This window comes from Mycolicibacterium elephantis DSM 44368, from assembly GCF_004014805.1.
Classification (GTDB): domain Bacteria; phylum Actinomycetota; class Actinomycetes; order Mycobacteriales; family Mycobacteriaceae; genus Mycobacterium; species Mycobacterium elephantis.
On sequence record NZ_ATDN01000003.1, the window covers coordinates 26,364 to 46,933 of the forward strand.

The window sequence follows — 20,570 nt, forward strand, 5'->3', positions numbered from 1 at the left end:
ACACCATCAGTCCCCATCCTCGAAGCCCTCATACTCCACGGATCGCGCTTCCACCGCCCGGCGTTGGCCGTTGCCCTGCTCTAGCCGCTCGATGCGCGCCCGAAGCTTCTCGTTCTCCAATTGCAGCTGAGACTTCTTGCCGGTCAACCAGGGATCGTTCTCCCACCAGTCGATGCCGACCTGCTTGGCGGTGTCGAGGGAAGCCACCACCAGCCGTAGCTTGATGGTCAGGAGCTCGATGTCGAGCAGGTTCACCTGGATGTCCCCCGCGATCACGATTCCCTTGTCCAGCACCCGCTCCAGGATGTCGCCGAGATTCGCCGACTGCGGGTTCGCGACCGCGCCGCCTCCAGAGCCTCGCGGTACCAGGCTGTCGTCGCCGAGCGTCACGCGCCGTTACCTCCGTCTCGGGTCTGGCCCCGCAGATATCGCCGGGTGCGACGGAAACCGAGCAGTTCGCCGCCGGCGTCCAACTCGACTTCGTAAAGGGCCAAGACATCGGCGGAGGACGGGATCCGGCGGTCCTCGATGACTTCGAACTCGACCACCCAGCCGTCGATATCGGTCGCCTCCACTGAGGTCATGGCCGCCGGTTCCCTGCCGTTGAGTTCACTGATGAATTCCCGGGCCGCTTCGGCGGCGTCCCGGGCACTCAACGGCGAGTGGCCCTTGCGCCCTTCGCTTGTTCGTGCACGGCTGCCCTGGGCCATCGTCCTCACCCGTCTTCCTCAGGGCCGGACCGACATCCGGTCTGACCCGCATTTTCAGGATCTGCTCCTGTGCCGCGTGTTCTTCCTCAGCCGAGATCTCGTCCCGCTCACGCGCCTCTTCGAGCTCCTCCAACTGTCGGCGGGTCCTTGCCGGATCGTGCAGCTCCGAATCGACGCGTCGCTGGATCAGCTCACCAAGCGACACCACGCCCCGGACCGGAATCAGCGGCCAAAGTAGAAGTCCCGAAACAAGTCCCACGGCGTCACCCCGTCTCCGCACGAGTGACGACGAAGTCGTAGGCCGCCAGTGGTCCCAGCAGTCGCAGCTGCACCCGTCCTCGCCACTGCTCGACCAGCTCATCCAGCGTGTCCTGCAGCTTGGCTTCGTCCTCCAGAGCGGCCAAGAGGGCTACGCTCACCGCATCGAGTTCGTGCGTGGGCTGGCGGACGTTGAGCTGCTTGGCGATACCGTCGAGCGCCTCGATCGCGATGTCCGTATCGGCGTGCCGCTTCGATTCGATCGCGTTGACCACGAGCTCGCCCAGCGCCATCCGAGCCTGACGCGACGCATCCTCCGAAAGCCCGGCGATGTCACCTCGGAGTTGTTGCGCCTCTGAGCTTTCCGAGATCACCTCGTGCAGGATTGCGTCTTCCTCATAGCGCCCCTTCACGATGTATTCGGCATGTCCTTCGAGAGCCCGCAGGGCCTCGGCGAACTCGTCGTGGTTCTGTTCGAGGAGCTCTTCGGCAACCGACTCCTCGTCGGTCATCACGGCTCCGAACCGCATCGGCAACACAGGCGCCACCGAGGCAGTGCCGTCGAGCAGCCGGGCGTGCGCCTGCAGGCATTCGGGCTTGCCCAGCGCTTGATCCGTGGGGACCGGGCTGACGAGCGCGGCGATATCTCCCTTGCGGATCACCTTGACCTTCGCCGGCGGATCGCCGATTCCCACGGCGTCGCTTTCGACTTCCACGTCGGCAGGGACGATTCCGTAGACATAGACACCCAAGGACACCTGCGCCTCACCGGAATCCTTGTCTCGAACCATCATTGCCCCCTTGTCTGCGCCCGGCGGGGTGCCCGATCGCGCTCGGCGGAAGAATCGCCCAGCAGGTCGCCGAGCTTCTCACCGGCCGCCTCGAGCGCACCCTTGGTCTTGTGCTCGGCACCCCCCTCGGTGAGCTCACCGACCAGATCGGTCAGGCCCGCCTTGGCGTCCTGCTGTGAGATGTCGAGCCGATTCACGGCTTCGGCGAAGCGCATGTAGGTATCCACACTGGCGACCACGACTCGGGCGTCGATGGTCAGCAATTCGATGCCGACCAGTGACACCCGGACGTAGGCGTCGATCACCAGGCCCTTGTCCAGGATGGTGTCGATGACGTCGGCCAGGCTGCTCGAGCTCGGGCCGCCGGCATCGCCGCCGCCCCCTGCGGGCTGGATCGCGGTGGTCATGACCGTGCCGCCTTCCTCGGCGATGTCCGACGCTGGCCGGTCTCCGAGCGTGCGGCGCCGGAACGACTCGTGGCGGCCCGGCCCCGGCCGGCCTGTGCCGTCCGCGAGCGGTCCGGCTTGGACTCGCCGGACCCACTGCGGTCTGCCGCCTTTCGGCGCCGAGCTTCGGGCTTCGACTTCGGCTCTTCGTTGTCCGACTGGTCCGGGGAGACCACCTCACCATCGCGGATCTCGCCGCGCCAGCCTTCGAGCTCGTCGGGATGCAGGATGGTGTCGGTCATGACATGGCGCTGGAAATGCTTCAGCTCGAGCCGTATTCGTCTTCCCGGTGCCCTCCATAGATTGCCGGTCTTCTCGAAGAAGCCCTGCGGGTGATACTCGAGCACCACGATGATGCGTGTGAGATCGGGCGCAAGTTCATGGAAAGTGACCGCCCCGTCCACATAGCCCTTGTCACCCTTGGACCTCCACACGATCCGGTCGTTCGGTACCTGCTCGACGATGGTGGACTCCCAGGTCCGGTGTGAAAGGAACACCTGAGCCTTCCATCGCAGCTTCTCGTCGGAAACCTGCTCGACCTGCTCGACCTTCTTCATGAACTTCGGGAAGTCGGCGAATTGAGTCCACTGCTCGTAGGCCACGTCGATCGGGACGCCGACCTCGATCTGCTCCACGATGTTGGTGACCTTCAGCTTCTGGCCGCCACCCTTTCCGCCCTTGCCGGTCACCGCGGCGGTAAGCGACCCCGCCGCGTCCTTCACCGAGTCCTTCACCTTTCCCGCCGCGCCGCCGACGCCTGCCTTCAGCGCGCTCTTGACCGGTGAGGCAAGGCCGTCCTTCCCGGTGACCGCCGACAACAGGCCGCCGCCGTTCTGGGCGTAGTCGGTCAGCCGACCGGAGGCCTCGCTGAGACGCCCGGATACGGAGTTCACCGCCCGGTCAGTCATGGACCCTGCCAGCCGTTGCAACGATTCCTGCAGGGGGCCAGCGCTATTCGGCGTCGGCTGCGCCCGTCCGGTGTTTCTCTTCGTCTGTGTCGCCATTTCGATCACCGCCCCCTGCGCACCGGGGCGCGCTTCGCTGCGGTCCTGCCGCGCCGAGAGGATGCACCCGGTGCCTGGCCGTTGCTGTCGGACGGCGCCCGTCGCGTGCGTCTCGTCACGCCTCGCGAGCTCGCCACCCGGCGCGTGGCTCGCCGTCGGGGCTCGTCGTCCAGCTCCTCGTCGGCATCCTCGCCGTCGAGATCGGCGTCGTCGTCATCGAGATCGGCGTCGTCGTCGTCGAGATCTTCTTCGAGATCCTCGCCGTCGAGGTCCTCTTCATCGGCGTCCAATCTGTCGTCGTCGTAGGTGTCCTCGTAGCTCTCGTCGTCGTAGTTGTCGTCGTAGCTGTCCTCGGCCGCATCGCCGTCGTCAGCGCCGCGCCTCCGACGCCCGTTGAGCACTCCGGTTGCAGAGCTCAGGTTGCGAGCCGCGGATCCGGCGGTTCGTCCGACCTCCTCGGTCGGCACCACACCCTGCAGCCGATCGTTGAGGGCATCGACTCGACTGGTCGCCGCAGTCATCGCGGCCGTCCTCGCGGCGGTCAGCACCTCGCCGCGAAGCTGGCTCGAGAGGTCGTGGATCTGATCGGAGACGCCCAGTGAAGCAACCCCTCGCGAGACCAGTTGGCCTGGCGCCGGAAGTTTGCCAGTCAGACCCGCTCCCGCCAGCATCAAGGCGATCCGCATCTTCCGCGTCCTGCCCAAGAAGTAACCCGCCCCGATAGCGAGCGCTACCTTTGCTCCATTCGCCATGATCCGTTCCTCTCCGATTGAAGCCAGTTAGCCTTAGTCAGCGCACGCTGTTGGTCTTCTCCGTGTCTCCCCCAGGACCGCGGCTGTTGGTTAGGTGGAGATTTACCCGCCAACTCGGCTATCCACTCCTAAATCCGCATTTCAACAGGATTTTTTTCGGGGCAGTCAGTATGCAAACCGCATACGGTAGCCAAATCGACGTCGTGACCGATGTCACGGCACTGGCGTCGAGCGTTGTCACATTCGCTTAGCTACTTAGCCAGCTTTATCTAATCGACAGTGATGACAAAAATTCGCTGAAATCGCCTTTAAGTGACGCCGCAACGGGTAGTCCCTCGGTAACGAGGAGCGGGCCCGGAAGCGTGCCCCTTCCGCTTTGCTGGCATCGATCCTCAGGTGTAGAGGAGGGCCATCGTGCAAGTACTCAATCGCTTGGTCGGCGTGGTGCTCGGAATCCTAGGGGCGGTACTCGGCGTGGTGCTCGGTGTCGTCGCGGCCCTGGTGTGGGTCGTCGGCGGCGTGCTCTGCGTGACGATCATCCTCATCCCACTGGGCATCCCCGTCTTGAAACTGGGTTCGCGTCTGTTCAGCCTGGCCGGCGACATGATGCACGTCGGAGGCTGAGATGAGATTCGTCCGTGGCCTTCTCGGCGCACTGCTGTGGATAGTGGGAGCGTTGCTGGGGCTGGTCGGCATCGTGTTGTGTGTGTCGATCATCCTGCTTCCGCTCGGCATTCCGCTGGTGGCCTTCGCAGGACGGCTGATGACCCGGGCCGGGTCGTTGATGCTGCCTCGCGCGGTCGCCCATCCGGTGGAGGAGACAGCGAAGAGATTGAAGACGACTCGGCGAGAAGCCGTCTCCAGTACGTCCGATGCTGCCGCCGACGTCGGCAAGAAAGCCCGCAGGACCGCTCGCAAGGCACGTAAGCGCGTTGCCTGAGCTGGCGAAGGGCCGACCGACAGAACTTGGGCTGGGGGAGTTAGATTCCGGTGATGAACGCTGGCAGGTTCGCACCGAGCCCGTCGGCCGACCTCCACATCGGTAACCTGCGCACGGCAGTCCTCGCCTGGTTGTTCGCGCGCTCGACGGGGCGGCGTTTCGTGATGCGCGTCGAGGACCTCGATGACCGGACCTCCGCCGACATCGCCGAACGGCAACTGGCCGACCTGGCGGCGATCGGGCTGACCTGGGACGGTCCGACCGAGTGGCAGTCCGAGCACACGCAGCGGTACGACGACGTCGTCGCCGAGCTGGACGCCCGCGGCCTGCTGTACGAATGCTTCTGCAGCAGACGGGATATCGCCCAAGCGCCGCGCGCTCCGCACGCTCCGCAGGGGGCCTATCCGGGTACCTGCCGCGACCTCACCGTGGCCCAGCGTGAGGCCCGCCGCGAGGAGACAGGCCGCCCGCCGGCGCTGCGGCTGCGCACCGACGAGATCGCCTACACCGTCGAGGATGTGCTGCATGGCCGCTACACCGGCATCATCGACGACTTCGTGGTGCGACGGGGAGACGGCGTCGCGGCCTACAACCTGGCGGTGGTGGTCGACGACGCCGCGCAGGGCATTGATCAAGTGGTGCGCGGCGACGACCTGTTGCCGTCCTCGCCGCGCCAGGCGTATCTGGCCCGGCTGCTCGGCTACCCCGAGCCGACGTATGCCCATGTGCCGCTTGTGCTCAACGAGGACGGCGCACGGCTGGCCAAGCGCGACGGCGCGGTGACGCTGGCCGAGATCGGCGTGGACCGTGCGCTGGCGCAGATCGCGGGGTCGTTGGGTTGGCCGACGGCGACCGACCTCGAGTCGCTGCTGGAGGTGTTCGACCCGGCGCGGCTGCCGCGGCACCCGTGGATCTACCGCCCGAAGTGACCCCGCTCTCGGCGCTCTCTCGGCGCTCTCTTGGCGCTCTCTTGGCGCTCTCTTGGCGCGAACGTGGGTTACCCGCACGCGATCGTCGCTCACAGCGTGCGGCGACCCCACATTCGCGGCGTCAGCTTCGCGGCGGAAGTTCTTGTTGTCCCCACGGGGAGCCGTATGCGGTCAACAACTCCAGAAACGGCGCCGCGTCGAAGGCCTCCGGGCCCAGCACGCCGGTGCCGCTCCAGGTGCCGTCGGCCAGAAGTTCCAGCGCGACAACGGGGTTGATCGCCGTCTGCCAGACCACGCACTGGTGGCCGTACTCGGCCATCGACCACTCGTTGTCGACAACGTGATACAGGTACGTCGATCGCGGGTCGCCGTCCTTACCGGTGCCGGTGACCCACACCCCCGCGCAGGTCTTGCCGCGCATCTTCGGGCCGAGCGTGGCCGGGTCGGGCAGGCAGGCCGCGACCACGTCGCGGGGGCTCACCTCGACTGGCCCCACCATCACCTTCTCGGTGCCGTCCAGGCCGAGCTTGTGCAGCGTCTTGAGCACGCCGATGAACTCCTCTCCGAGGCCGTACTTGAACGTCGCCCGCCGGCAGTTGATCCAACGCGGCATCAGCAGTACCTCTTCGTGCTCGACGTTGACGCACTCGACGGGGCCGATGCCGTCGGGGAAGTCGAAAACCTCAGGCTCGCTGAAGGGCTCGGTGGTGAACCAGCCGCGCTCGGCCTCCCAGATCACGGGCGGGTTCAGGCACTCCTCGATGGTGGTCCAGATCGAGAACGACGGGGCGAAGTCGTAGCCGTCGACGGTGAGGTTCGACCCGTCGCGGGTGCCGAGTTCGTCGATGTCGGAGAACAGGTGGTCGGCCGCGTAGCGCGCGAAGACATCGGACAGTCCCGGCTCCACGCCGATGCCGACCAGGGCGAGCCGGCCCGCGTCGCGCCACCGGGTGTCCTGCGCGAACTGTTCGTCGCCGAGTTTGACGCCGGTCTTTCCGAACGGCTGCTCGGGATGGTGCTGCGACAGGCTCATGGCCATGTCGAGGTAGTCCGCGCCGGCCGCGAGTGCGCCGGTGAAGATCGGCATGACGAACCGGGGGTCGACGGCGTTCATCACGTGCGTGATGTCATGGCGCGCGGCGAGATCGGCCACGGCGTCGGAACTCGAGGCGTCGATCCGTCCGGCGGTGAACCGTGGGTCGGCGACCGCGTCGACGGCCTGCCGGGCGCGGGCCTCGTCGTAGTCGCAGACGACGACCCGGTCGAAGAAGTCGCGCCGCGTCGCGATCGAGCAGAACGCCGCGCCCACCCCACCCGCGCCGACCAGCAGCACTCTCATGGGCTGACGGTACGCGACGGCTGGCCGTCACGCCTGGCGAGCGCCGGCGCCGAGATCGACGAAAAGGCGGATTCCACTAGCACTTTCCCGCCCGTCTGTCCCTTTGGGCGTACTCACGCTTGGGCGTAGTAGCGGCCCAGCACGTGCGCGCGCAGTTCGTCGAACTCCCCCGCCCGGATCGCCGCGCGGATCTGGTCGACCAGCCGCACGATGAACCGCTCGTTGTGGATGGTGCACAGCGTCGCCGACAGCAGCTCCTTGGCCTTGAACAGGTGATGCAGATAGGCCCGGGTGTAGTGCGCACAGGTGTAGCAGTCGCACTCGGCGTCGATCGGGCCGAAGTCGCGGCGGTAGCGCGAGTTGGTGACGTTGAACCGTCCGGTCGCCGAGTACACCGCGGCATTGCGCGCCACCCGCGACGGCGACACGCAGTCGAAGGTGTCCGCGCCCGCGGCGACGGTGGCGAACAGGTCGTCGGGTTCGCTGATGCCGAGCATGTGGCGGGGCTTGTCGGGAGGCAGTTCGCTGCTCACCCACCCGACGATGGTGGCCAGGTTCTGCTTCTCCAGCGCCCCGCCGATACCGTAGCCGTCGAACCCGACGCCGTCGTCGTCGACGATCGTCGTCAACCCTCGGGCTGCCTGGCGCCGCAGGTCCTCGTACTGGGCGCCCTGCACGACACCGAACAATGCCTGCGGCGGCCTGTGTCGATCGGCGGCCGTCAGCCGGCGGTGTTCGGCCAGGCAGCGCACCGCCCAGGCGTGCGTGCGCCGCACCGACTGCTCCTGATAGCCGCGGGTGTTGACCAGGGTCGTCAGCTCGTCGAACGCGAAGATGATGTCGGCGCCCAGCCGGTGCTGGATCCCGATCGACAGCTCCGGCGTGAATCGATGGGTGGACCCGTCCAGATGCGACCGGAACGTCACGCCGTCGTCGTCGACGGCGGCCAGCCGCTCCTTGCCCTCGGCGATGATGTCGTCGGCCTGCACCCGTTCGGTGTCCATCGCGAGCACCTTGCGGAACCCGGCGCCCAGCGACAGCACCTGAAACCCGCCGCTGTCGGTGAACGTCGGGCCGGGCCAGTTCATGAACGCCCCCAGCCCGCCCGCCTCGGCGACGATGTCGGGCCCCGGCTGCAGGTACAGGTGATAGGCGTTGGCCAGGATGGCCTGCGCCCCGAGTTCTTTCATGGCTTCAGGCAGCACCGCCTTGACGGTGGCCTGGGTGCCGACGGGGATGAACGCCGGGGTGTGGATGTCGCCGTGCGGGGTCCGGATCGTCCCCGCCCGGCCGAACCGGCCCGGCAGCTCGGCGTCGACGGTGAAGAAGCGCGCCGACGAGTCGTTCGGACAGGCAGTATTCGGCGCGGTCACGCCGTAGATTCTGCACTGTGAGATTCCTGTGCCTTGCCGGTGCGGCCCTGCTGCTCGCCGGATGTTCGTCGAACCCGCCGGAGTATCAGCCGGGTCCAGGTGAATTGGTCGCGGGCACGGCCGAGATCGAGGTCAACGGCCAACAGGCCGAAACCACCACCGCCGTGCAGTGCGACACGACCGGCCCGCTGACCACGATCACCACCGGCGACCAGACATCGGGTGTCACGGTGATGGTGTCCAACGAAGACGAGCTGACCGCCGAGAACGTCAGCATCAACGATGTCGGCGGCTTCACCGGCAGCTACAACGCCGGGCTGGGTGATGCCGCCGAGGTCAGCATGACCGGCCGCACCTACCACATCAGCGGTACCGCCGACGGATTCGAGACCGCCAACCCGAGTTTCCGGGTGCCCGGCACCTTCGCGATCAAGGTGGCCTGCTAACCGCAGCACTGGTGTCGCTGCAGGTCAACCGTCGACGCCGGCGGGTTTTTTCGGCAAAACCCAGTGATCGCGCTGGTGCTGCCGCCCATACTGACCGAGATGATCCGCCGATCTTGACGGGTCACGACAACACAAAAGGAGACTGTCGTGAAGGTTGGGTTCCTGGTTGCCGTCAGTGGTGCGGCGATCGTCATCGCGGGGCTTTCCGGTTGCGGCTCGGGCGACAACAAGTCCGAGACCACGGGTGAGACGTCGACCGCCGCGGCGGCCGAGGGCAAGACGACCGTCACCATCGATGGACAGGACCAAGAGGTCCAGGGCACCGTCGTGTGCAGTTCCATGGGCGGCAACACCAACATCGCGATCGGCGATGCGACCACCGGCATCGGCGCGGTGGTCAGCGAAGGCGATTCGCCGGCGGTTCAGTCAGTGGGTCTGGGCAATGTCAACGGTGTGACGCTCGGCTACCAGTCGGGCACCGGTCAGGGTGAAGCCAAGGTGGAGAAGGACGGCGACACCTACAAGATCAGCGGAACCGCGACGGGGGTGGACATGGCCAACCCGATGCAGCCGGTGAACAAGCCGTTCGAGATCGAGGTCACCTGCCCGTAGGCACGTACCACCGAAACGGCGGCGTCCCGGCGGGGCGCCGCCGTTTTGTCATCAGGCGGGCAGGGTGTAGCCGGCCGCGGACTGACGCAGCTGCCAGACCTGTGCCGGGCACAGTTCGTTGACGGCCTGGTTGATCAGGTAGGCGCCCTGGTAGTAGTCCGTGGTGTGGAAGTCGGCCTTGACCTGGTCGACGAGTTGGCCGTAGCTCATGTCGGCGGCGACTCGGTCGCAGATGGTGTTGCCGTATCCGATGGCGGCCTCCGCGTTGGGGAAGTTGTACCCGGGCCGCACGTGCACGTTGACGAGGTAGGCGACGACGTCGGCGTCGGCGGTAGGCGCGACGGCCATGGCGGCTGCGGCTCCTGCGGTGGCGATGGCGGCGATGGCGAGCTTCATGGGTAGTGAGCCTATTCCGATCCCGCGAATCGTGTCCTGCACATACGCTAACCCCCATGAGGCTGATGGCTGCAGTGGCGATGGCGTGCGGGTTCGTGGCGGCACCGTTGATGAGTGCGCCGACGGCTCCGGCGTTACCCCGAGTCTGTGACGGCGCCGATTGCGTGCCGTATGTCGATCACACCGCCGTCAAAGGCGAGCACTGCGTACAGAACACCCGATACAACTTCGGCATGGACGCCGCGGGCAACACGCTGGCGTGCAGCTCGCGCAGCGTCTGGATCGAGTCACCGCCGCTGGTGGGGGTGCGGCCGATCCGGCTGGCCTGCGGCGAGGACAAGGGCGTCGCGCAGTCCCCCGACGGAGTTCCGCTCAGCTGCATCGGCGGCGCGTGGACCTCTGACTACAGCGTGCCGTTCTACCGCTGAGGTTCAGTAGGCGCGCGCGTAGGCGAGCACGCCCACATCGGCATCGGCCTTTCATCCCGAGGTATCGAAATCGACAGCGCACGCGTGGCCGACGTGAGTTATCGGCCCAAGGCGGGTACAACCACGGGCGTGGAGATCGATGCGCGGCGCCGGCGGGCGCGTCCACTGCGGATGAAGGTGCCGGCGACCGCGGATCAACTGGCCGATATCAGGCGCCGACTGTTCGATTGGCTCGAACCGCTCGGGGTGTCAAGCACCGTCGCCGCCGACATCGTGCTCGCCGTCAACGAGGCGTGCACCAACTGCATCGAACATGCCTACCGAGGCACCAAGCCGGGCCAGATGGAGATCGAGGCGGCGGTGGGCCGCGATTCCCGCGGCGAGCAGATCGCGGTCTGCGTCGCGGACTTCGGAACATGGCGCACCCCGCCCAGCGAACCCACCACCAGGGGGCGTGGCCTTCCGATCATCTCCGCGATCAGTGACGGCGTGGACCTCGAGCGCACGTCGGTAGGCACCACGGTGCGCATCGAGTTCGCACTGGCCGGGGCCGGCGACGCGGTTCAGCGGCCGGGCAGCCGGACCACCTGAACGAAGAACTGGTCGATCTGGCGCACCGCCTTCATGAACTGATCGAGGTCGACGGGCTTGGTGACGTAGGCGTTCGCGTGCAGGTTGAAGTCCAGCAGGATCAGGTCCGGTCGCGGCGCGTCCTGAATCGTCTTCGACGAGCAGCACGTCGATGGCGCGACCTTCGTCGGTGGTCATTCGGTGGTTCCTTCCGCGGTGGCCGCGACGGGCTCGTCGGCGGTGATGGGAATGGTGAAGCGAAACCGCGCTCCGCCGGTGAAGGAGGTGTCGATCCAGATGCTGCCCCCGTGGTGCTCGACGATCTTCTTGGACAACGCGAGCCCGATGCCGGTGCCCGTGTAGGCGTCGCGGCCGTGCAACCGCTGAAAGATCACGAACACCTTGTCCGCGAACTCCGCCGGGATACCGATCCCGTTGTCGGACACCGTGATCAGCCACGTGCCGTCGCGCTCGTCGGCGCCCTTCTCGCAGTCGACCACGATGCGGGGAGTGAGCCCTTCACGCTGAAACTTCACCGCGTTGCTGATCAGGTTCTGCCACAACATGGTGAGCAGTGTCGGGTCCCCGGTGAGGCGCGGGAGCGGCTCACCGCTGCGTTCAATCTGAGTGCCGGATTCCTCGATGACGGTGGACAGGTTGCCGAGCGCGGCGTCCAGCGTGTCGCCCAACTCCACCTCGTCGGAAACCGTGTTGAGCCGGCCCACCCGTGAGAACGCGAGCAGATCGTTGATCAACACCTGCATCCGCTGTGCGCCGTCGACGGCGAACCCGATGTACTCCATGCCGCGTTCGTCGAGCTTGTCGCGGTAGCGCATCTCCAGAAGCTGGCAGAACGCGGCCACCTTGCGCAGCGGCTCCTGCAGGTCGTGGGACGCGACGTAGGCGAACTGCTCGAGTTCGGCGTTGGACCGTTGCAGATCGAGTGCCTGCTCTGCCAGCTGCGCCCGCGCCGACCGGGTGCTCTCCAGTTCGGTGATGATCCGCTGGCGCATGTCTTCGACATCGGCGGCGATGGCCCGGATGTCGCGTGGCCCGCGCGGCACGATCGTCTCGTCGAAGTTGCCACTGGTGATCACCCGGCATGAGCGCGCAAGCGCATCCAGCGGGCGGGTGACCGCCGCGCGGACCAGCAGGGCCAGCACGATCGTCGTCGCGAAGATCACCGCCACCACCGCGGCCAGGATCGCGTCCCGCCATCCCCGCATCCGCTCGATCGCCTCGACGGCGTCCTCGCGGGTCTGCGACAGGTGCTGGTTCTGCGTTTCGAACAGCCCTCGAATCACGTCGAACTGCGCCTTGCCACGCTCGGCCAGCACGGCGTCCGGCACGTTCTGTGTGCCGGGTCGCACGCCGGTGATCAGCGGCTCGGCATAGGACGAACGCCAGGCCGCTGCGGCCTGCTCGACGGCGCCGAGGTCGGCGACCAGCTCGGTGTGGTTTCCCAGATATCTGCGAATCTCTTGTGCCGCAGCATGTTCGGCGTTCTGCCCGGCGTAGTAGGGGTCGAGGAACCGGGGGTCGCCGGCGATCGCGTAGCCGCGCACCGCGGTCTCCTGATCCCGCAGCGCCGCCTGCAACTGGTACGCCGCGATGCGCGCGGGCTGGATCTCGGCGGTCAGTCGCCGGGACGCGTCATCGGTCCGGTCCAGCAGCAACACGACGCCGATCGCGCCGCCGAGTACCACGATGCCCAGAATCGACAGCACCAGGTTCTGCCAGCCCTGAACCGTTGGCTGCCATCTCATCACGTCGCCGTGCGTGCGACCCGCACGACCGCGATGTCGTCGCTGATGCCGCCGACGGACTGCGCACGCCGCTCCACGTCGTCGATCAGCGCGCTGACGAACTCGGCGGCCGGCAACTTCGCGTAGGACCGTGCCAGCTGCAGTAGGCCGTCCTCGCCCAGGCGTTCCCTGCCGCGCCCGGAGCGTCCCTCGAACAGCCCGTCGGTGAGCAGCACCAGCCCGTGGCCGTCGGGCAGTTCGAAGCGGTTCAGCGGCCACTCGTGGCCGTTGAGGCCCAGCGCGGACCCGCACGCGGGTTCGAGCCACTCGACCGTGTCCGGGCCGTGCAACAACATGCCGGGGTGGCCGGCCGACACCACGTCGAAACCCAGCCCGTCGGGCTCGATCGCGACGGACAGCACGGTCGCGAAGATGCTGGCGCCGGGCCGTTCGGTGCTCAGGATCCGTTCGAGCTGGCGCATCCGCTCGTTGCCGCGCAGCCCGGCGAACGTCAACGCGCGCCACCCGATCCGCAGCGCCACCCCCAGGGCGGCCTCGTCGGGGCCGTGGCCCGCGACGTCGCCGACCATGACGTGCACGGTGCGGTCCGACGTCTGGATGAAGTCGTAGAAGTCACCGCCCAGCAGCGCGTGCTGACGGCTGGGCCGGTACTGGGCGACGATGTCTACCCCGGGCTGGTCCATCAGCAGCGGTGAGGGCAGCAACCCGCGTTCCAGGCGGGCGTTCTCCATGGCACGCAGTTCGCTGGCGTGCAGTTCGACGGCGGTCAGCTCGGCGCGCTTCCGTTCCATCGCGTACAGCAGGGCGCGGTGCAGCGCCTCGGGTTCGACGCGCCCCTTGACCAGGTAGTCCTGGGCCCCGGCGGCCAACGCCGACACCCCGAAATGTTCGTCGTTCAGCCCGGTCAGCACGACGATCGGCACCGTGACGTCATGCTCGGCGATCTGGTCCAGCGCCTTGATGCCGTCGGCGTCGGGCAGGTTGAGGTCGAGCAGCACGCAGTCGGGCCGGTGCACGGCGATTTCCTGTCCGGCCTGCTCGATTGAACTGGCCCAGGTCAGTTCGATGGAGGCATCGGCGTCGTTGACCAGTTCCTCAACCAGCACCGCGTCGGCGCGGTCGTCCTCGACCAGCAACACCGAGAACGGCCGGCTACTGCCGCTCTTGGGCATCACCTGCCCACCCGCTGACTCGGGTTCATACAGCGCACGCATCGGTAACCAGGCCTCCCACGTAGGTCACCGTGGTCGTCCTGACCCTTCTTTAGTGACGTTTTCGACAATAGCGGGCGTATCCACCGCACGCCGAAGTTACGGGCGCGCAGCCCAATTTTCTCGACATAAGCGTCAACATCGTGCGCTTCGGTGTGGAGAAACGTTGGCGGTGGCGGAGGGATTTGAACCCTCGGACGGGGGTTACCCGTCACACGCTTTCGAGGCGTGCTCCTTAGGCCGCTCGGACACGCCACCGCGTTGCAGCTTACCGGGCACCCGCCCCGCTGATCCAATCGCTAGTGCGGCGTTGTTGTGTTCGCGCAAGCGCTCATCGCTGCCTTCGGCTCTTCGCGCAAGCGCTCATCGCTGCCGCGCGAAGAACTCCTCCAGCGGGGCCGCGCACTCGTCGGCCAGCACACCCCCGCGCACCTGCGGGCGGTGTGTCAGCCGCCGGTCGCGGACCACGTCCCACAGCGAGCCGACCGCCCCGGTCTTGGGTTCCCACGCCCCGAACACCAGCCGCGCCACCCGCGCCATCACCAGCGCTCCCGCGCACATCGTGCAGGGTTCGACGGTGACCGCGAGCGTGGTGCCCTCCAGCCGCCACCCGTCGCCGAGCGCCTGGGCCGCCGCGCGCATCGCAAGGATCTCGGCGTGCGCGGTGGGGTCGCCCAGCGCCTCGCGGGCGTTGGCCGCACGCGCCAACTCGGTGCCGTCGGCCGCGACGATCACCGCGCCGATCGGCACGTCGCGGGGTCCGGCGCCGCGGGCGGCGTCCAGCGCGTCGCGGATGAGCTGCTCGTCCGTCCTCATGGTTTGTGTGCGTTCACGAGCGGTGGGCGCAACAACACGCACACAAATCGCCTATCGGCCAAGGCGCTCGAGCACCTTCGACAGCTCGTCGGCGAACCCCATCTCCCGCGCGATCCGGCCCAACTGCTCGTCGGCGTAGAGGTCGGTCTCGTCGAGGATCACACTGAGCACCGCGTCGGGCAGGCCGACGTCGGACAGCAGGCCCAGGTCGCCTTCCTCGAACGGTTCGGCCTCGTCGAGATCCTCCGGACCGATATCGGCGTCCAGTTCCTCCAGCACCTCGGCGGCGATGTCGTAGTCCAGCGCCGCGGTCGCGTCCGACAGCAGCAACCGGGTGCCGGCAGGGGCGGGCCGCACGATCACGAAGAACTCGTCGTCGATGTCGAGCAGCCCGAAGACCGCTCCGGCACTGCGTATTTCACGAAGCTCGGTCTCGGCGGCGGCCAGGCTGGTCAATGCCGCACGGCGCATCGGTGCGCAACGCCACTTGCCGTCCTCGCGCACCACCGCCACCCCGAACCCGTCGGGCATGTCGGCCTGCTCCTGCGCCGGCGCACGCTGTGCTCCCATGTCGGCCTACGGTAGTCGCCGACCAGGCCATTTACCAGGACATCAGCCGGAGCCTGAGGTCGGCCGATGGCGCAGGATGTGGAAACCTGAAGGGATGACGAAGACGCCCGTTTGTGTGGTCGGCCTGGGATTGATCGGCGGCTCCGTGATGCGCGCCGCCGCGGCCGCCGGGCGGGAGGTCTTCGGCTACAACCGCTCGCTGGAGTCCGTTTCGGCCGCCAGGGCCGACGGCTACGACGCCACCGACGACATCGACGAAGCGCTGTCCCGGGCCGCCGACCGCAACGCCTTGGTGGTGCTGGCCGTTCCGGTCCCGGCACTGCCGCTGATGTTGGGCCACGTGCGCGACCTCGCCCCCGAATGCCCACTGACCGACGTCACCAGCGTGAAAAGCGCTGTGCTGCAAGCGGTCCAGAACTTCGGGCTGTTGGAGCGCTTCGTCGGCGGCCATCCGATGGCGGGGACCGCGCACTCCGGATGGGCCGCGGGCGACGCCCGGATGTTCGTCGACGCGCCGTGGGTGGTCAGCGTGGACGACCATGTCCAGCCCGGCATCTGGGCCGAGGTGATGGCGCTGGCGCTGGACTGCGGCGCGTTCGTCGTGCCCGCCCGCTCCGACGAACACGACGCCGCGGCCGCCACCATCTCGCACCTGCCGCACCTGCTCGCCGAGGCGCTGGCCGTCACCGCCGGTGAGGTGCCGCTGGCGTTCGCGCTGGCCGCGGGGTCTTTCCGCGACGGCACCCGCGTGGCGGCCACCGCGCCCGATCTGGTGCGCGCGATGTGTGAGGCCAATGCCGATCAGCTCGTCCCGGTGCTTGAGCGCTCGCTTGAGCTGCTGAACCATGCGCGCGACGCGCTGGTGGCGCAGCGCCCGCTGAGCGATCTGATCGAGGCAGGGCACGCCGCCCGCGTGCGCTACGACAGCTTCAGCCGACCCGAGATCGTCACGATCGCCGTCGGGGAGGAGAACTGGCGTGAGGAACTCGCCGCCGCGGGACGCGCGGGCGGGGTGATCAGATCCGCTCTGCCAGTCCTGGGTAGTCGAGGGGAAAGCCCTCGGCGTCGACGGTGATCGTGGTGTCGGCGACCGGTGAGTGCAGCTTGATGCCGTCGGCGGCGCTGCTGTAGCTGATCACCGCCGAGTCCACGGACACCTCCGGCAGCCGCACGTACACCACCGGGCAGGTGATCGAGTCCGAGCGCTGGTGCAACCCGGTGCGACGGATGGGCAGCGCGTTGAAGAACGGGCTGTAGACCACGTCGACGTCGAGTGCGCCGTCGAACGCCGAGCGGGTCGATCGGCCGGTGTGATCCTGCACCAGCCACATGTTCTCTTCATCGCGGGCGATCGACAGTTGGCGTTCGCGCTCGGCGAGGGTGACGGTCAGTGAGAGCCGGTTGGTGGCCCCCGACTCGTCGGTGACCAGGTTGTAGGAGGCCGAGAACGCCGGATGCGAAGACGTCGCGGCGGCGACGATCCTGCCGTAGGCCTTGATCCGGTTGCCTGCCAACTGCACCCGTACCGATTCCATGCGAGTCACATCGTGCGACCGCCATGTCAGAATCGCCGGCCATGCGCTCTGGGTCGCACCGGGGCTGCCTGCGTCGCTCATCCCTCTACCGTAAGCGACGGGTCTCCGCGCCCGTACCGCGACTCCGACGTGCCGGCCGCGGTGGGCGTGCGCGCGTGCGGCCCTGGGATTCGAGCAGGATCTCGTCGTCGAGGAACGGCTGCGGCATGCGCCCGAACCTGCGCAGCCGGCCGGTGCCCGGCACCGACGCCCACACCGCGAACGCCAGGGCGGCATCGAGGATCAGCGCCAGCGCGGTGACCATCAACGCCCCGACCAGCGCGATGTGGAACTGGCGCACCTTGATGCCGTCGATCAGGTAGCGGCCCAGGCCGCCGAGGCTGGCGTAGGCGGCGACCGTCGCGGTCGCGACGATCTGCAGCGTGGCGGTGCGCAGCCCCCCCAGGATCAGCGGCAGCGCGTTGGGCACCTCGACGCCCAGCAGGACCCGCGTCTCGGTCATGCCCATCGAGCGCGCGGCGTCGACGACCGTACGGTCCACGTTGGCGACGCCGGCGTAGGTGCCGGCCAGCAGCGGCGGGATGCCCAGCAGCATCAGCGCCACGGTCGGGCCGACCAACCCGAGGCCCCACAGCAGCACGCCGAGCAGCAGCACGCCCAGCGTCGGCAGCGCGCGCAGCGCGTTGACCCCGGTGACGACGACGAAGGTGCCCCGCCCGGTGTGCCCGATGAGCAGCCCGATAGGCACCGCGATCATGGCCGAGAAGACGACCGCCAACACGGTGTACTGAAGATGCTCGCCGATGCGGGCGGCAAGGCCGGCGGGCCCGCCCCAGTTGGCGGCCGTGAAGATGAACGACAGCGCCTCGGAGAGAAAGGTCATCGGGCTCATCCGGCGGCCACCTTGATGCGGTCCGCCCTGCTGAGGCGCGCGGCGCGGGTCCACGGGGTCGCCGCCCTGCCCGCGAGCAGGATGAGCGTGTCGACGACGACCGCCAGCACGAAGATCGCGATGATGCCCGCGATGATCTGATCGCTCTTGTTGGCCTGATAGCCCTCGGTGAACCAGGTGCCCAACCCGCCGATGCCGATCACGGAGCCCACCGACACCATCGAGATGTTGGTCACCGCGATGACGCGAAGGCTGGCCACCAGCACCGGAATCGACAGCGGCAGTTCGACTTTGAGCATCCGGGTCAGCGGCCGGTAGCCGACGGCGGTGGCGGCGTCGCGCACCGGCCCGGGTACCGCGTCGAGCGCTTCGGGCACGGCGCGCACCAGCAACGCGCAGGTGTAGAGCGTCAGCGCGACGATGACGTTGGCCTCGTCGAGGATCCGGGTCGGGATGATCAACGGCAACACCACGAACAGCGCCAGCGACGGAATGGTGAAGATGATGCTCGCCGTGACCGTCGTCAGCCTGCGCAGGTGGGTGGTGCGCTGCACCAGCGCGCCGAGCGGCACGGCGATCAACAGGCCAAGCACGATCGGGATCAGCGACAGCCGCACGTGGATGACCGTCAGCTCCCACGCCGTGTCCAGGTGCGTGAGCAGGTAACGCATCAACCGTTCCTCTGCTGCTTGAGCGCGGCCAGCACGTCGTCGGCGAGCACCCCGCCGATCGGCTTACCGTCGGCGTCGACGGCCACCCCGATCCCCGACGGCGCCGACAACGCGGCATCGAGAGCCTGGCGCAGAGAACCGTTGGGGGTGAACAGCGATCCGCCCGCGGTGGTGCTGTCGTAGAGCGAGCCGCCGTTGCGGTGCTGTTCGACTCCGTCGGCGTCGATCCACGCATACGGGGTACCGTCGGGCTTTCGCACCAGCACCCAGTCGTCCGGGCCGAGGGCAAGGGTGTCGATCTCCGGTTCGGCGACGGATCTGATGTCGTGCAGCGGAAGGCCGCTGGAGTGGCGGAACTGCAGGCCGCGGTAGCCGCGGTCGGCCCCGATGAACCCGGCGACGAAATCGTTGGCCGGATTGGACAGCAGCCGCGCCGGCGCGTCGTACTGCTGCAGCACCCCGCCGCGGCCGAACACCGCCACCTTCTCGCCGATCTTGATGGCCTCGTCGATGTCGTGGGTGACGAACACGATGGTTTTGTGCAATTCGTTTTGCAGGCGCAGGATTTCGGTCTGCAGTTCCTCACGCACCACGGGGTCGACGGCGCTGAACGGCTCGTCCATCAGCAGGATCGGCGGGTCGGCGGCCAGCGCACGGGCCACGCCGACGCGCTGTTGCTGCCCGCCGGACAGCTGGGCGGGATAGCGGTTGGCCAACGCGGGATCCAGGCCGACGCGTTCCAGCACCGCCAGCGCGGCTTTGCGTGCCGAGCGCCGGGATTCGCCTTTGAGCACCGGCACCGTCGCGACGTTGTCGATGACGCGCTGGTGCGGCATCAGCCCGGCGCTCTGGATGACATAACCGATGCCGAGGCGCAGCTTCACCGGATCGACGGTGCTGACGTCGTCGCCGTTCACGGTGAGCGTTCCCGATGTCGGCTCGATCATCCGGTTGATCATCCGCATCGAGGTGGTCTTGCCGCAGCCCGACGGCCCGACGAACACCGCGAGCGTGCCGGTCGGCACCTGCAGGTTGAGGTCGTCGACGGCGACGGTGCCGTCGGGATAGCGCTTGGTGACGGAGTCGAAGACGATCATCGGGTCACCGGTTTGTCGAACCCGTTGTCCTCTACCCACTTTCGCGCCGCTTCGTCGGGGTCGACGCCTGCGTTGCCCTCGACCGCGCTGTTCATCTCGATGAGCGCCTCGGTGGTCAGCTTGGCCGATACGGCGTCGAGCACGGTCTTGAGCTCGTCGGACATCTTCTGCGATGCGACGAGCGGCATGACGTTGGCGGCCGGGAAGTTGTTCTTCGGATCCTCGAGCACCACAAGGTCGTTCTGCGGAATCGCCGGTGAGGTGCTGAAGATGTTGGCGGCCGTCACCGTGCCGTCGACCAGCGCGCGCACGGTCGCCGGCCCGCCGCCGTCGCTGATCGAGACGAAGTTGGCCGGCGGGATGTCGACGCCGTAGTTCTTCTTCAGCCCCGGCAGCCCTTCGGCGCGGTCGAGGAACTCCGACGGTCCCCCGAACTTGATCTCGTCGGAGTGCGGCGCGAGATCGCCGATGGTCGTGAGGTTCCATCGCTCCGCGGTTGCGCGGGTGACGGCGACGGTGTCCTTGTCCTCGGCCTGCGACGGCGGCAGCATCGACAGGTCGCCTGGAAGCGCCCGCAGCAGCGCCAATTCGATCGCGTCGGGTGCCGTCACCGTCGACGTCGGGTCGAAGTAGTTCAACAGGTTGCCGGTGTATTCGGGGATCAGGTCGATCGAGTGGTCCCGCACCGCGGGGATGTAGGTTTCGCGGCTGCCGATGCCGAACTGGCGAGACACCGTGAAGCCGTTGGCTTCCAACGCCTGCGCGTAGATCTCGGCGAGGATCTTGCTCTCAGGGAAGTCCGCGGACCCGACGGCGATCGTCTTCAGGTCGCCGGACACGCTTCCGCCGCCGAGCGGATTCGAGCTGCCGCATGCGGTGCTCACCAACCCGAACAGCAGCGCCACCACGGCCAAACTCCACCCGCCGGCATGACCCTTGGCGCCCATATCCTGAGTCCTTTCGGCGTGCTCGTCTGGCCGACACTATCGACTGGTGGTTTCATTCGCCGCGGGAAAGG

At 67.6% G+C, this 20,570-nt stretch carries 27 protein-coding genes, 1 tRNA gene and 1 pseudogene; 8 read left to right on the forward strand and 21 right to left on the reverse strand.

What is annotated here, in order from left to right; translation table 11 throughout:
- Nucleotides 1-6 precede the first annotated feature (6 nt).
- Genes gvpJ (MELE44368_RS03470) through MELE44368_RS26535 form a run of 7 tightly spaced genes read right to left on the reverse strand, consistent with a single transcriptional unit; the run spans nt 7 to nt 3,895 of the window.
- Nucleotides 7-390 carry a gas vesicle protein GvpJ gene (gene gvpJ / locus MELE44368_RS03470; protein ID WP_128107218.1) on the reverse strand — a complete coding sequence of 128 codons (384 nt, stop codon included), beginning with the start codon at nt 388-390 and terminating at the stop codon, nt 7-9.
- Nucleotides 387-710, reverse strand: a complete 324-nt coding sequence (gene gvpO / locus MELE44368_RS03475) for a gas vesicle protein GvpO (protein ID WP_128107219.1) — start codon at nt 708-710, stop codon at nt 387-389. The genes gvpJ (MELE44368_RS03470) and gvpO overlap by 4 nt, the downstream gene beginning before the upstream one ends.
- Nucleotides 610-1,071: a gas vesicle protein GvpG gene (locus tag MELE44368_RS27465; protein ID WP_409366095.1), complete on the reverse strand. Its 462-nt coding sequence runs from the start codon at nt 1,069-1,071 to the stop codon at nt 610-612. Before MELE44368_RS27465 ends, gvpO begins: the two co-directional genes overlap by 101 nt.
- The gene (locus MELE44368_RS03485) at nt 974-1,762 is read right to left on the reverse strand and encodes a GvpL/GvpF family gas vesicle protein (RefSeq protein ID WP_128107221.1); all 789 of its coding nucleotides are present in this window, start codon (nt 1,760-1,762) and stop codon (nt 974-976) included. The genes MELE44368_RS27465 and MELE44368_RS03485 overlap by 98 nt, the downstream gene beginning before the upstream one ends.
- A complete protein-coding gene (gene gvpJ / locus MELE44368_RS03490) occupies nt 1,759-2,166 on the reverse strand; it encodes a gas vesicle protein GvpJ (protein WP_128107222.1) in 408 nt (135 codons plus the stop codon). The genes MELE44368_RS03485 and gvpJ (MELE44368_RS03490) overlap by 4 nt, the downstream gene beginning before the upstream one ends.
- Nucleotides 2,163-3,209, reverse strand: coding sequence for an SRPBCC family protein (locus tag MELE44368_RS03495; RefSeq protein WP_128107328.1), 1,047 nt, complete (start codon nt 3,207-3,209; stop codon nt 2,163-2,165). The genes gvpJ (MELE44368_RS03490) and MELE44368_RS03495 overlap by 4 nt, the downstream gene beginning before the upstream one ends.
- 5 nt (nt 3,210-3,214) lie before the next feature.
- Entirely contained in the window at nt 3,215-3,895 is a 681-nt protein-coding gene (locus MELE44368_RS26535; protein WP_164890019.1) for a hypothetical protein, read from the reverse strand.
- Between the two features lie 480 nt (nt 3,896-4,375).
- Between MELE44368_RS26535 and MELE44368_RS03505 the strand changes: the two genes are divergently transcribed.
- From MELE44368_RS03505 to gluQRS, 3 genes are read left to right on the forward strand one after another with little or no spacing between them, the layout of a single operon-like run.
- Nucleotides 4,376-4,585, forward strand: coding sequence for a hypothetical protein (locus tag MELE44368_RS03505; protein WP_128107223.1), 210 nt, complete (start codon nt 4,376-4,378; stop codon nt 4,583-4,585).
- A 1-nt stretch (nt 4,586) separates the two neighbouring features.
- Nucleotides 4,587-4,901 (forward strand): hypothetical protein, encoded by a 315-nt coding sequence (locus tag MELE44368_RS03510; RefSeq protein WP_128107224.1) that lies wholly within the window; start codon nt 4,587-4,589, stop codon nt 4,899-4,901.
- A 53-nt stretch (nt 4,902-4,954) separates the two neighbouring features.
- Nucleotides 4,955-5,830: a tRNA glutamyl-Q(34) synthetase GluQRS gene (gene gluQRS / locus MELE44368_RS03515; RefSeq protein ID WP_206613672.1), complete on the forward strand. Its 876-nt coding sequence runs from the start codon at nt 4,955-4,957 to the stop codon at nt 5,828-5,830.
- 121 nt (nt 5,831-5,951) lie between these two features.
- Here the strand turns inward: gluQRS and MELE44368_RS03520 are convergent, their stop codons facing one another.
- Both MELE44368_RS03520 and tgt read right to left on the reverse strand, forming a co-directional pair.
- Nucleotides 5,952-7,169 carry a saccharopine dehydrogenase family protein gene (locus MELE44368_RS03520; protein WP_128107226.1) on the reverse strand — a complete coding sequence of 406 codons (1,218 nt, stop codon included), beginning with the start codon at nt 7,167-7,169 and terminating at the stop codon, nt 5,952-5,954.
- Between the two features lie 113 nt (nt 7,170-7,282).
- Entirely contained in the window at nt 7,283-8,542 is a 1,260-nt protein-coding gene (gene tgt / locus MELE44368_RS03525) for a tRNA guanosine(34) transglycosylase Tgt (protein WP_128107227.1), read from the reverse strand.
- A gap of 26 nt (nt 8,543-8,568) precedes the next feature.
- On the opposite strand from tgt, the gene MELE44368_RS03530 reads away from it, so the two are divergent.
- Complete coding sequence (locus MELE44368_RS03530; protein ID WP_128107329.1) at nt 8,569-8,988, forward strand: lipoprotein LpqH; 420 nt, start codon at nt 8,569-8,571, stop codon at nt 8,986-8,988.
- Between the two features lie 147 nt (nt 8,989-9,135).
- Nucleotides 9,136-9,600 (forward strand): lipoprotein LpqH, encoded by a 465-nt coding sequence (locus MELE44368_RS03535; protein WP_128107228.1) that lies wholly within the window; start codon nt 9,136-9,138, stop codon nt 9,598-9,600.
- A gap of 51 nt (nt 9,601-9,651) precedes the next feature.
- On the opposite strand, the gene MELE44368_RS03540 is transcribed toward MELE44368_RS03535, so the two are convergent.
- Nucleotides 9,652-9,996, reverse strand: a complete 345-nt coding sequence (locus tag MELE44368_RS03540) for a DUF732 domain-containing protein (protein WP_128107229.1) — start codon at nt 9,994-9,996, stop codon at nt 9,652-9,654.
- A gap of 56 nt (nt 9,997-10,052) precedes the next feature.
- Here MELE44368_RS03540 and MELE44368_RS03545 point away from each other — a divergent pair, with 56 nt between their 5' ends.
- Together MELE44368_RS03545 and MELE44368_RS03550 are read left to right on the forward strand one after the other, a co-directional pair.
- A complete protein-coding gene (locus MELE44368_RS03545) occupies nt 10,053-10,424 on the forward strand; it encodes a hypothetical protein (RefSeq protein ID WP_206613673.1) in 372 nt (123 codons plus the stop codon).
- Between the two features lie 129 nt (nt 10,425-10,553).
- Nucleotides 10,554-11,015, forward strand: a complete 462-nt coding sequence (locus MELE44368_RS03550) for an ATP-binding protein (RefSeq protein ID WP_241566461.1) — start codon at nt 10,554-10,556, stop codon at nt 11,013-11,015.
- Here MELE44368_RS03550 and MELE44368_RS03555 read toward each other — a convergent pair.
- From MELE44368_RS03555 to MELE44368_RS03580, 6 genes and pseudogenes are all read right to left on the reverse strand, one after another.
- Nucleotides 10,988-11,137, reverse strand: a pseudogene (locus MELE44368_RS03555) (response regulator); the annotation flags it as partial. The gene MELE44368_RS03550 and the pseudogene MELE44368_RS03555 overlap by 28 nt on opposite strands.
- A gap of 51 nt (nt 11,138-11,188) precedes the next feature.
- On the reverse strand, nt 11,189-12,760 hold the full coding sequence (locus MELE44368_RS03560; protein WP_128107230.1) for a sensor histidine kinase: 1,572 nt from the start codon (nt 12,758-12,760) through the stop codon (nt 11,189-11,191).
- Nucleotides 12,760-13,974 carry a PP2C family protein-serine/threonine phosphatase gene (locus MELE44368_RS03565; protein ID WP_206613674.1) on the reverse strand — a complete coding sequence of 405 codons (1,215 nt, stop codon included), beginning with the start codon at nt 13,972-13,974 and terminating at the stop codon, nt 12,760-12,762. Before MELE44368_RS03565 ends, MELE44368_RS03560 begins: the two co-directional genes overlap by 1 nt.
- Nucleotides 13,975-14,138: 164 nt before the next feature.
- Nucleotides 14,139-14,229: transfer RNA gene (locus MELE44368_RS03570), tRNA-Ser, on the reverse strand.
- A gap of 105 nt (nt 14,230-14,334) precedes the next feature.
- Nucleotides 14,335-14,787, reverse strand: a complete 453-nt coding sequence (locus MELE44368_RS03575) for a nucleoside deaminase (RefSeq protein WP_128107231.1) — start codon at nt 14,785-14,787, stop codon at nt 14,335-14,337.
- A 51-nt stretch (nt 14,788-14,838) separates the two neighbouring features.
- Nucleotides 14,839-15,357, reverse strand: coding sequence for a tRNA adenosine deaminase-associated protein (locus MELE44368_RS03580; RefSeq protein WP_128107232.1), 519 nt, complete (start codon nt 15,355-15,357; stop codon nt 14,839-14,841).
- Between MELE44368_RS03580 and MELE44368_RS03585 the strand changes: the two genes are divergently transcribed.
- Nucleotides 15,356-16,432, forward strand: a complete 1,077-nt coding sequence (locus tag MELE44368_RS03585) for a prephenate dehydrogenase (RefSeq protein WP_264032580.1) — start codon at nt 15,356-15,358, stop codon at nt 16,430-16,432. The genes MELE44368_RS03580 and MELE44368_RS03585 overlap by 2 nt on opposite strands.
- Here MELE44368_RS03585 and MELE44368_RS03590 read toward each other — a convergent pair.
- From MELE44368_RS03590 to MELE44368_RS03610, 5 genes are read right to left on the reverse strand one after another with little or no spacing between them, the layout of a single operon-like run.
- A complete protein-coding gene (locus MELE44368_RS03590) occupies nt 16,374-16,973 on the reverse strand; it encodes a putative glycolipid-binding domain-containing protein (RefSeq protein WP_128107234.1) in 600 nt (199 codons plus the stop codon). The two genes, MELE44368_RS03585 and MELE44368_RS03590, sit on opposite strands and share 59 nt — an antisense overlap.
- A gap of 4 nt (nt 16,974-16,977) precedes the next feature.
- Entirely contained in the window at nt 16,978-17,784 is an 807-nt protein-coding gene (locus MELE44368_RS03595; RefSeq protein WP_409366096.1) for an ABC transporter permease, read from the reverse strand.
- Nucleotides 17,781-18,455, reverse strand: coding sequence for an ABC transporter permease (locus tag MELE44368_RS03600; RefSeq protein WP_128107235.1), 675 nt, complete (start codon nt 18,453-18,455; stop codon nt 17,781-17,783). Before MELE44368_RS03600 ends, MELE44368_RS03595 begins: the two co-directional genes overlap by 4 nt.
- Entirely contained in the window at nt 18,455-19,552 is a 1,098-nt protein-coding gene (locus MELE44368_RS03605; protein WP_128107236.1) for an ABC transporter ATP-binding protein, read from the reverse strand. The genes MELE44368_RS03600 and MELE44368_RS03605 overlap by 1 nt, the downstream gene beginning before the upstream one ends.
- Complete coding sequence (locus MELE44368_RS03610) at nt 19,549-20,499, reverse strand: ABC transporter substrate-binding protein (RefSeq protein ID WP_128107237.1); 951 nt, start codon at nt 20,497-20,499, stop codon at nt 19,549-19,551. Before MELE44368_RS03610 ends, MELE44368_RS03605 begins: the two co-directional genes overlap by 4 nt.
- Between the last annotated feature and the right edge of the window lie 71 nt (nt 20,500-20,570).

What these genes read in the sequence shown, in the direction of transcription:
- MELE44368_RS27465 (WP_409366095.1), bottom strand. Translation starts at nt 1,071, where the DNA reads ATGAGCTGGTCGAGCAGTGGCGAGGACGGGTGCAGCTGCGACTGCTGG.
- MELE44368_RS03605 (WP_128107236.1), bottom strand. Translation starts at nt 19,552, where the DNA reads ATGATCGTCTTCGACTCCGTCACCAAGCGCTATCCCGACGGCACCGTC.
- MELE44368_RS26535 (WP_164890019.1), bottom strand. Translation starts at nt 3,895, where the DNA reads ATGCGGATCGCCTTGATGCTGGCGGGAGCGGGTCTGACTGGCAAACTT.
- MELE44368_RS03595 (WP_409366096.1), bottom strand. Translation starts at nt 17,784, where the DNA reads ATGAGCCCGATGACCTTTCTCTCCGAGGCGCTGTCGTTCATCTTCACG.
- MELE44368_RS03485 (WP_128107221.1), bottom strand. Translation starts at nt 1,762, where the DNA reads ATGATGGTTCGAGACAAGGATTCCGGTGAGGCGCAGGTGTCCTTGGGT.
- gvpO (WP_128107219.1), bottom strand. Translation starts at nt 710, where the DNA reads ATGGCCCAGGGCAGCCGTGCACGAACAAGCGAAGGGCGCAAGGGCCAC.
- gluQRS (WP_206613672.1), top strand. Translation starts at nt 4,955, where the DNA reads ATGAACGCTGGCAGGTTCGCACCGAGCCCGTCGGCCGACCTCCACATC.
- MELE44368_RS03520 (WP_128107226.1), bottom strand. Translation starts at nt 7,169, where the DNA reads ATGAGAGTGCTGCTGGTCGGCGCGGGTGGGGTGGGCGCGGCGTTCTGC.
- gvpJ (WP_128107222.1), bottom strand. Translation starts at nt 2,166, where the DNA reads ATGACCACCGCGATCCAGCCCGCAGGGGGCGGCGGCGATGCCGGCGGC.
- MELE44368_RS03575 (WP_128107231.1), bottom strand. Translation starts at nt 14,787, where the DNA reads ATGAGGACGGACGAGCAGCTCATCCGCGACGCGCTGGACGCCGCCCGC.
- MELE44368_RS03545 (WP_206613673.1), top strand. Translation starts at nt 10,053, where the DNA reads ATGAGGCTGATGGCTGCAGTGGCGATGGCGTGCGGGTTCGTGGCGGCA.
- MELE44368_RS03590 (WP_128107234.1), bottom strand. Translation starts at nt 16,973, where the DNA reads ATGAGCGACGCAGGCAGCCCCGGTGCGACCCAGAGCGCATGGCCGGCG.
- MELE44368_RS03610 (WP_128107237.1), bottom strand. Translation starts at nt 20,499, where the DNA reads ATGGGCGCCAAGGGTCATGCCGGCGGGTGGAGTTTGGCCGTGGTGGCG.
- MELE44368_RS03585 (WP_264032580.1), top strand. Translation starts at nt 15,356, where the DNA reads ATGTCGGCCTACGGTAGTCGCCGACCAGGCCATTTACCAGGACATCAG.
- MELE44368_RS03540 (WP_128107229.1), bottom strand. Translation starts at nt 9,996, where the DNA reads ATGAAGCTCGCCATCGCCGCCATCGCCACCGCAGGAGCCGCAGCCGCC.
- MELE44368_RS03580 (WP_128107232.1), bottom strand. Translation starts at nt 15,357, where the DNA reads ATGGGAGCACAGCGTGCGCCGGCGCAGGAGCAGGCCGACATGCCCGAC.
- MELE44368_RS03510 (WP_128107224.1), top strand. Translation starts at nt 4,587, where the DNA reads ATGAGATTCGTCCGTGGCCTTCTCGGCGCACTGCTGTGGATAGTGGGA.
- MELE44368_RS03600 (WP_128107235.1), bottom strand. Translation starts at nt 18,455, where the DNA reads ATGCGTTACCTGCTCACGCACCTGGACACGGCGTGGGAGCTGACGGTC.
- MELE44368_RS03565 (WP_206613674.1), bottom strand. Translation starts at nt 13,974, where the DNA reads ATGCGTGCGCTGTATGAACCCGAGTCAGCGGGTGGGCAGGTGATGCCC.
- MELE44368_RS03495 (WP_128107328.1), bottom strand. Translation starts at nt 3,209, where the DNA reads ATGGCGACACAGACGAAGAGAAACACCGGACGGGCGCAGCCGACGCCG.
- MELE44368_RS03560 (WP_128107230.1), bottom strand. Translation starts at nt 12,760, where the DNA reads ATGAGATGGCAGCCAACGGTTCAGGGCTGGCAGAACCTGGTGCTGTCG.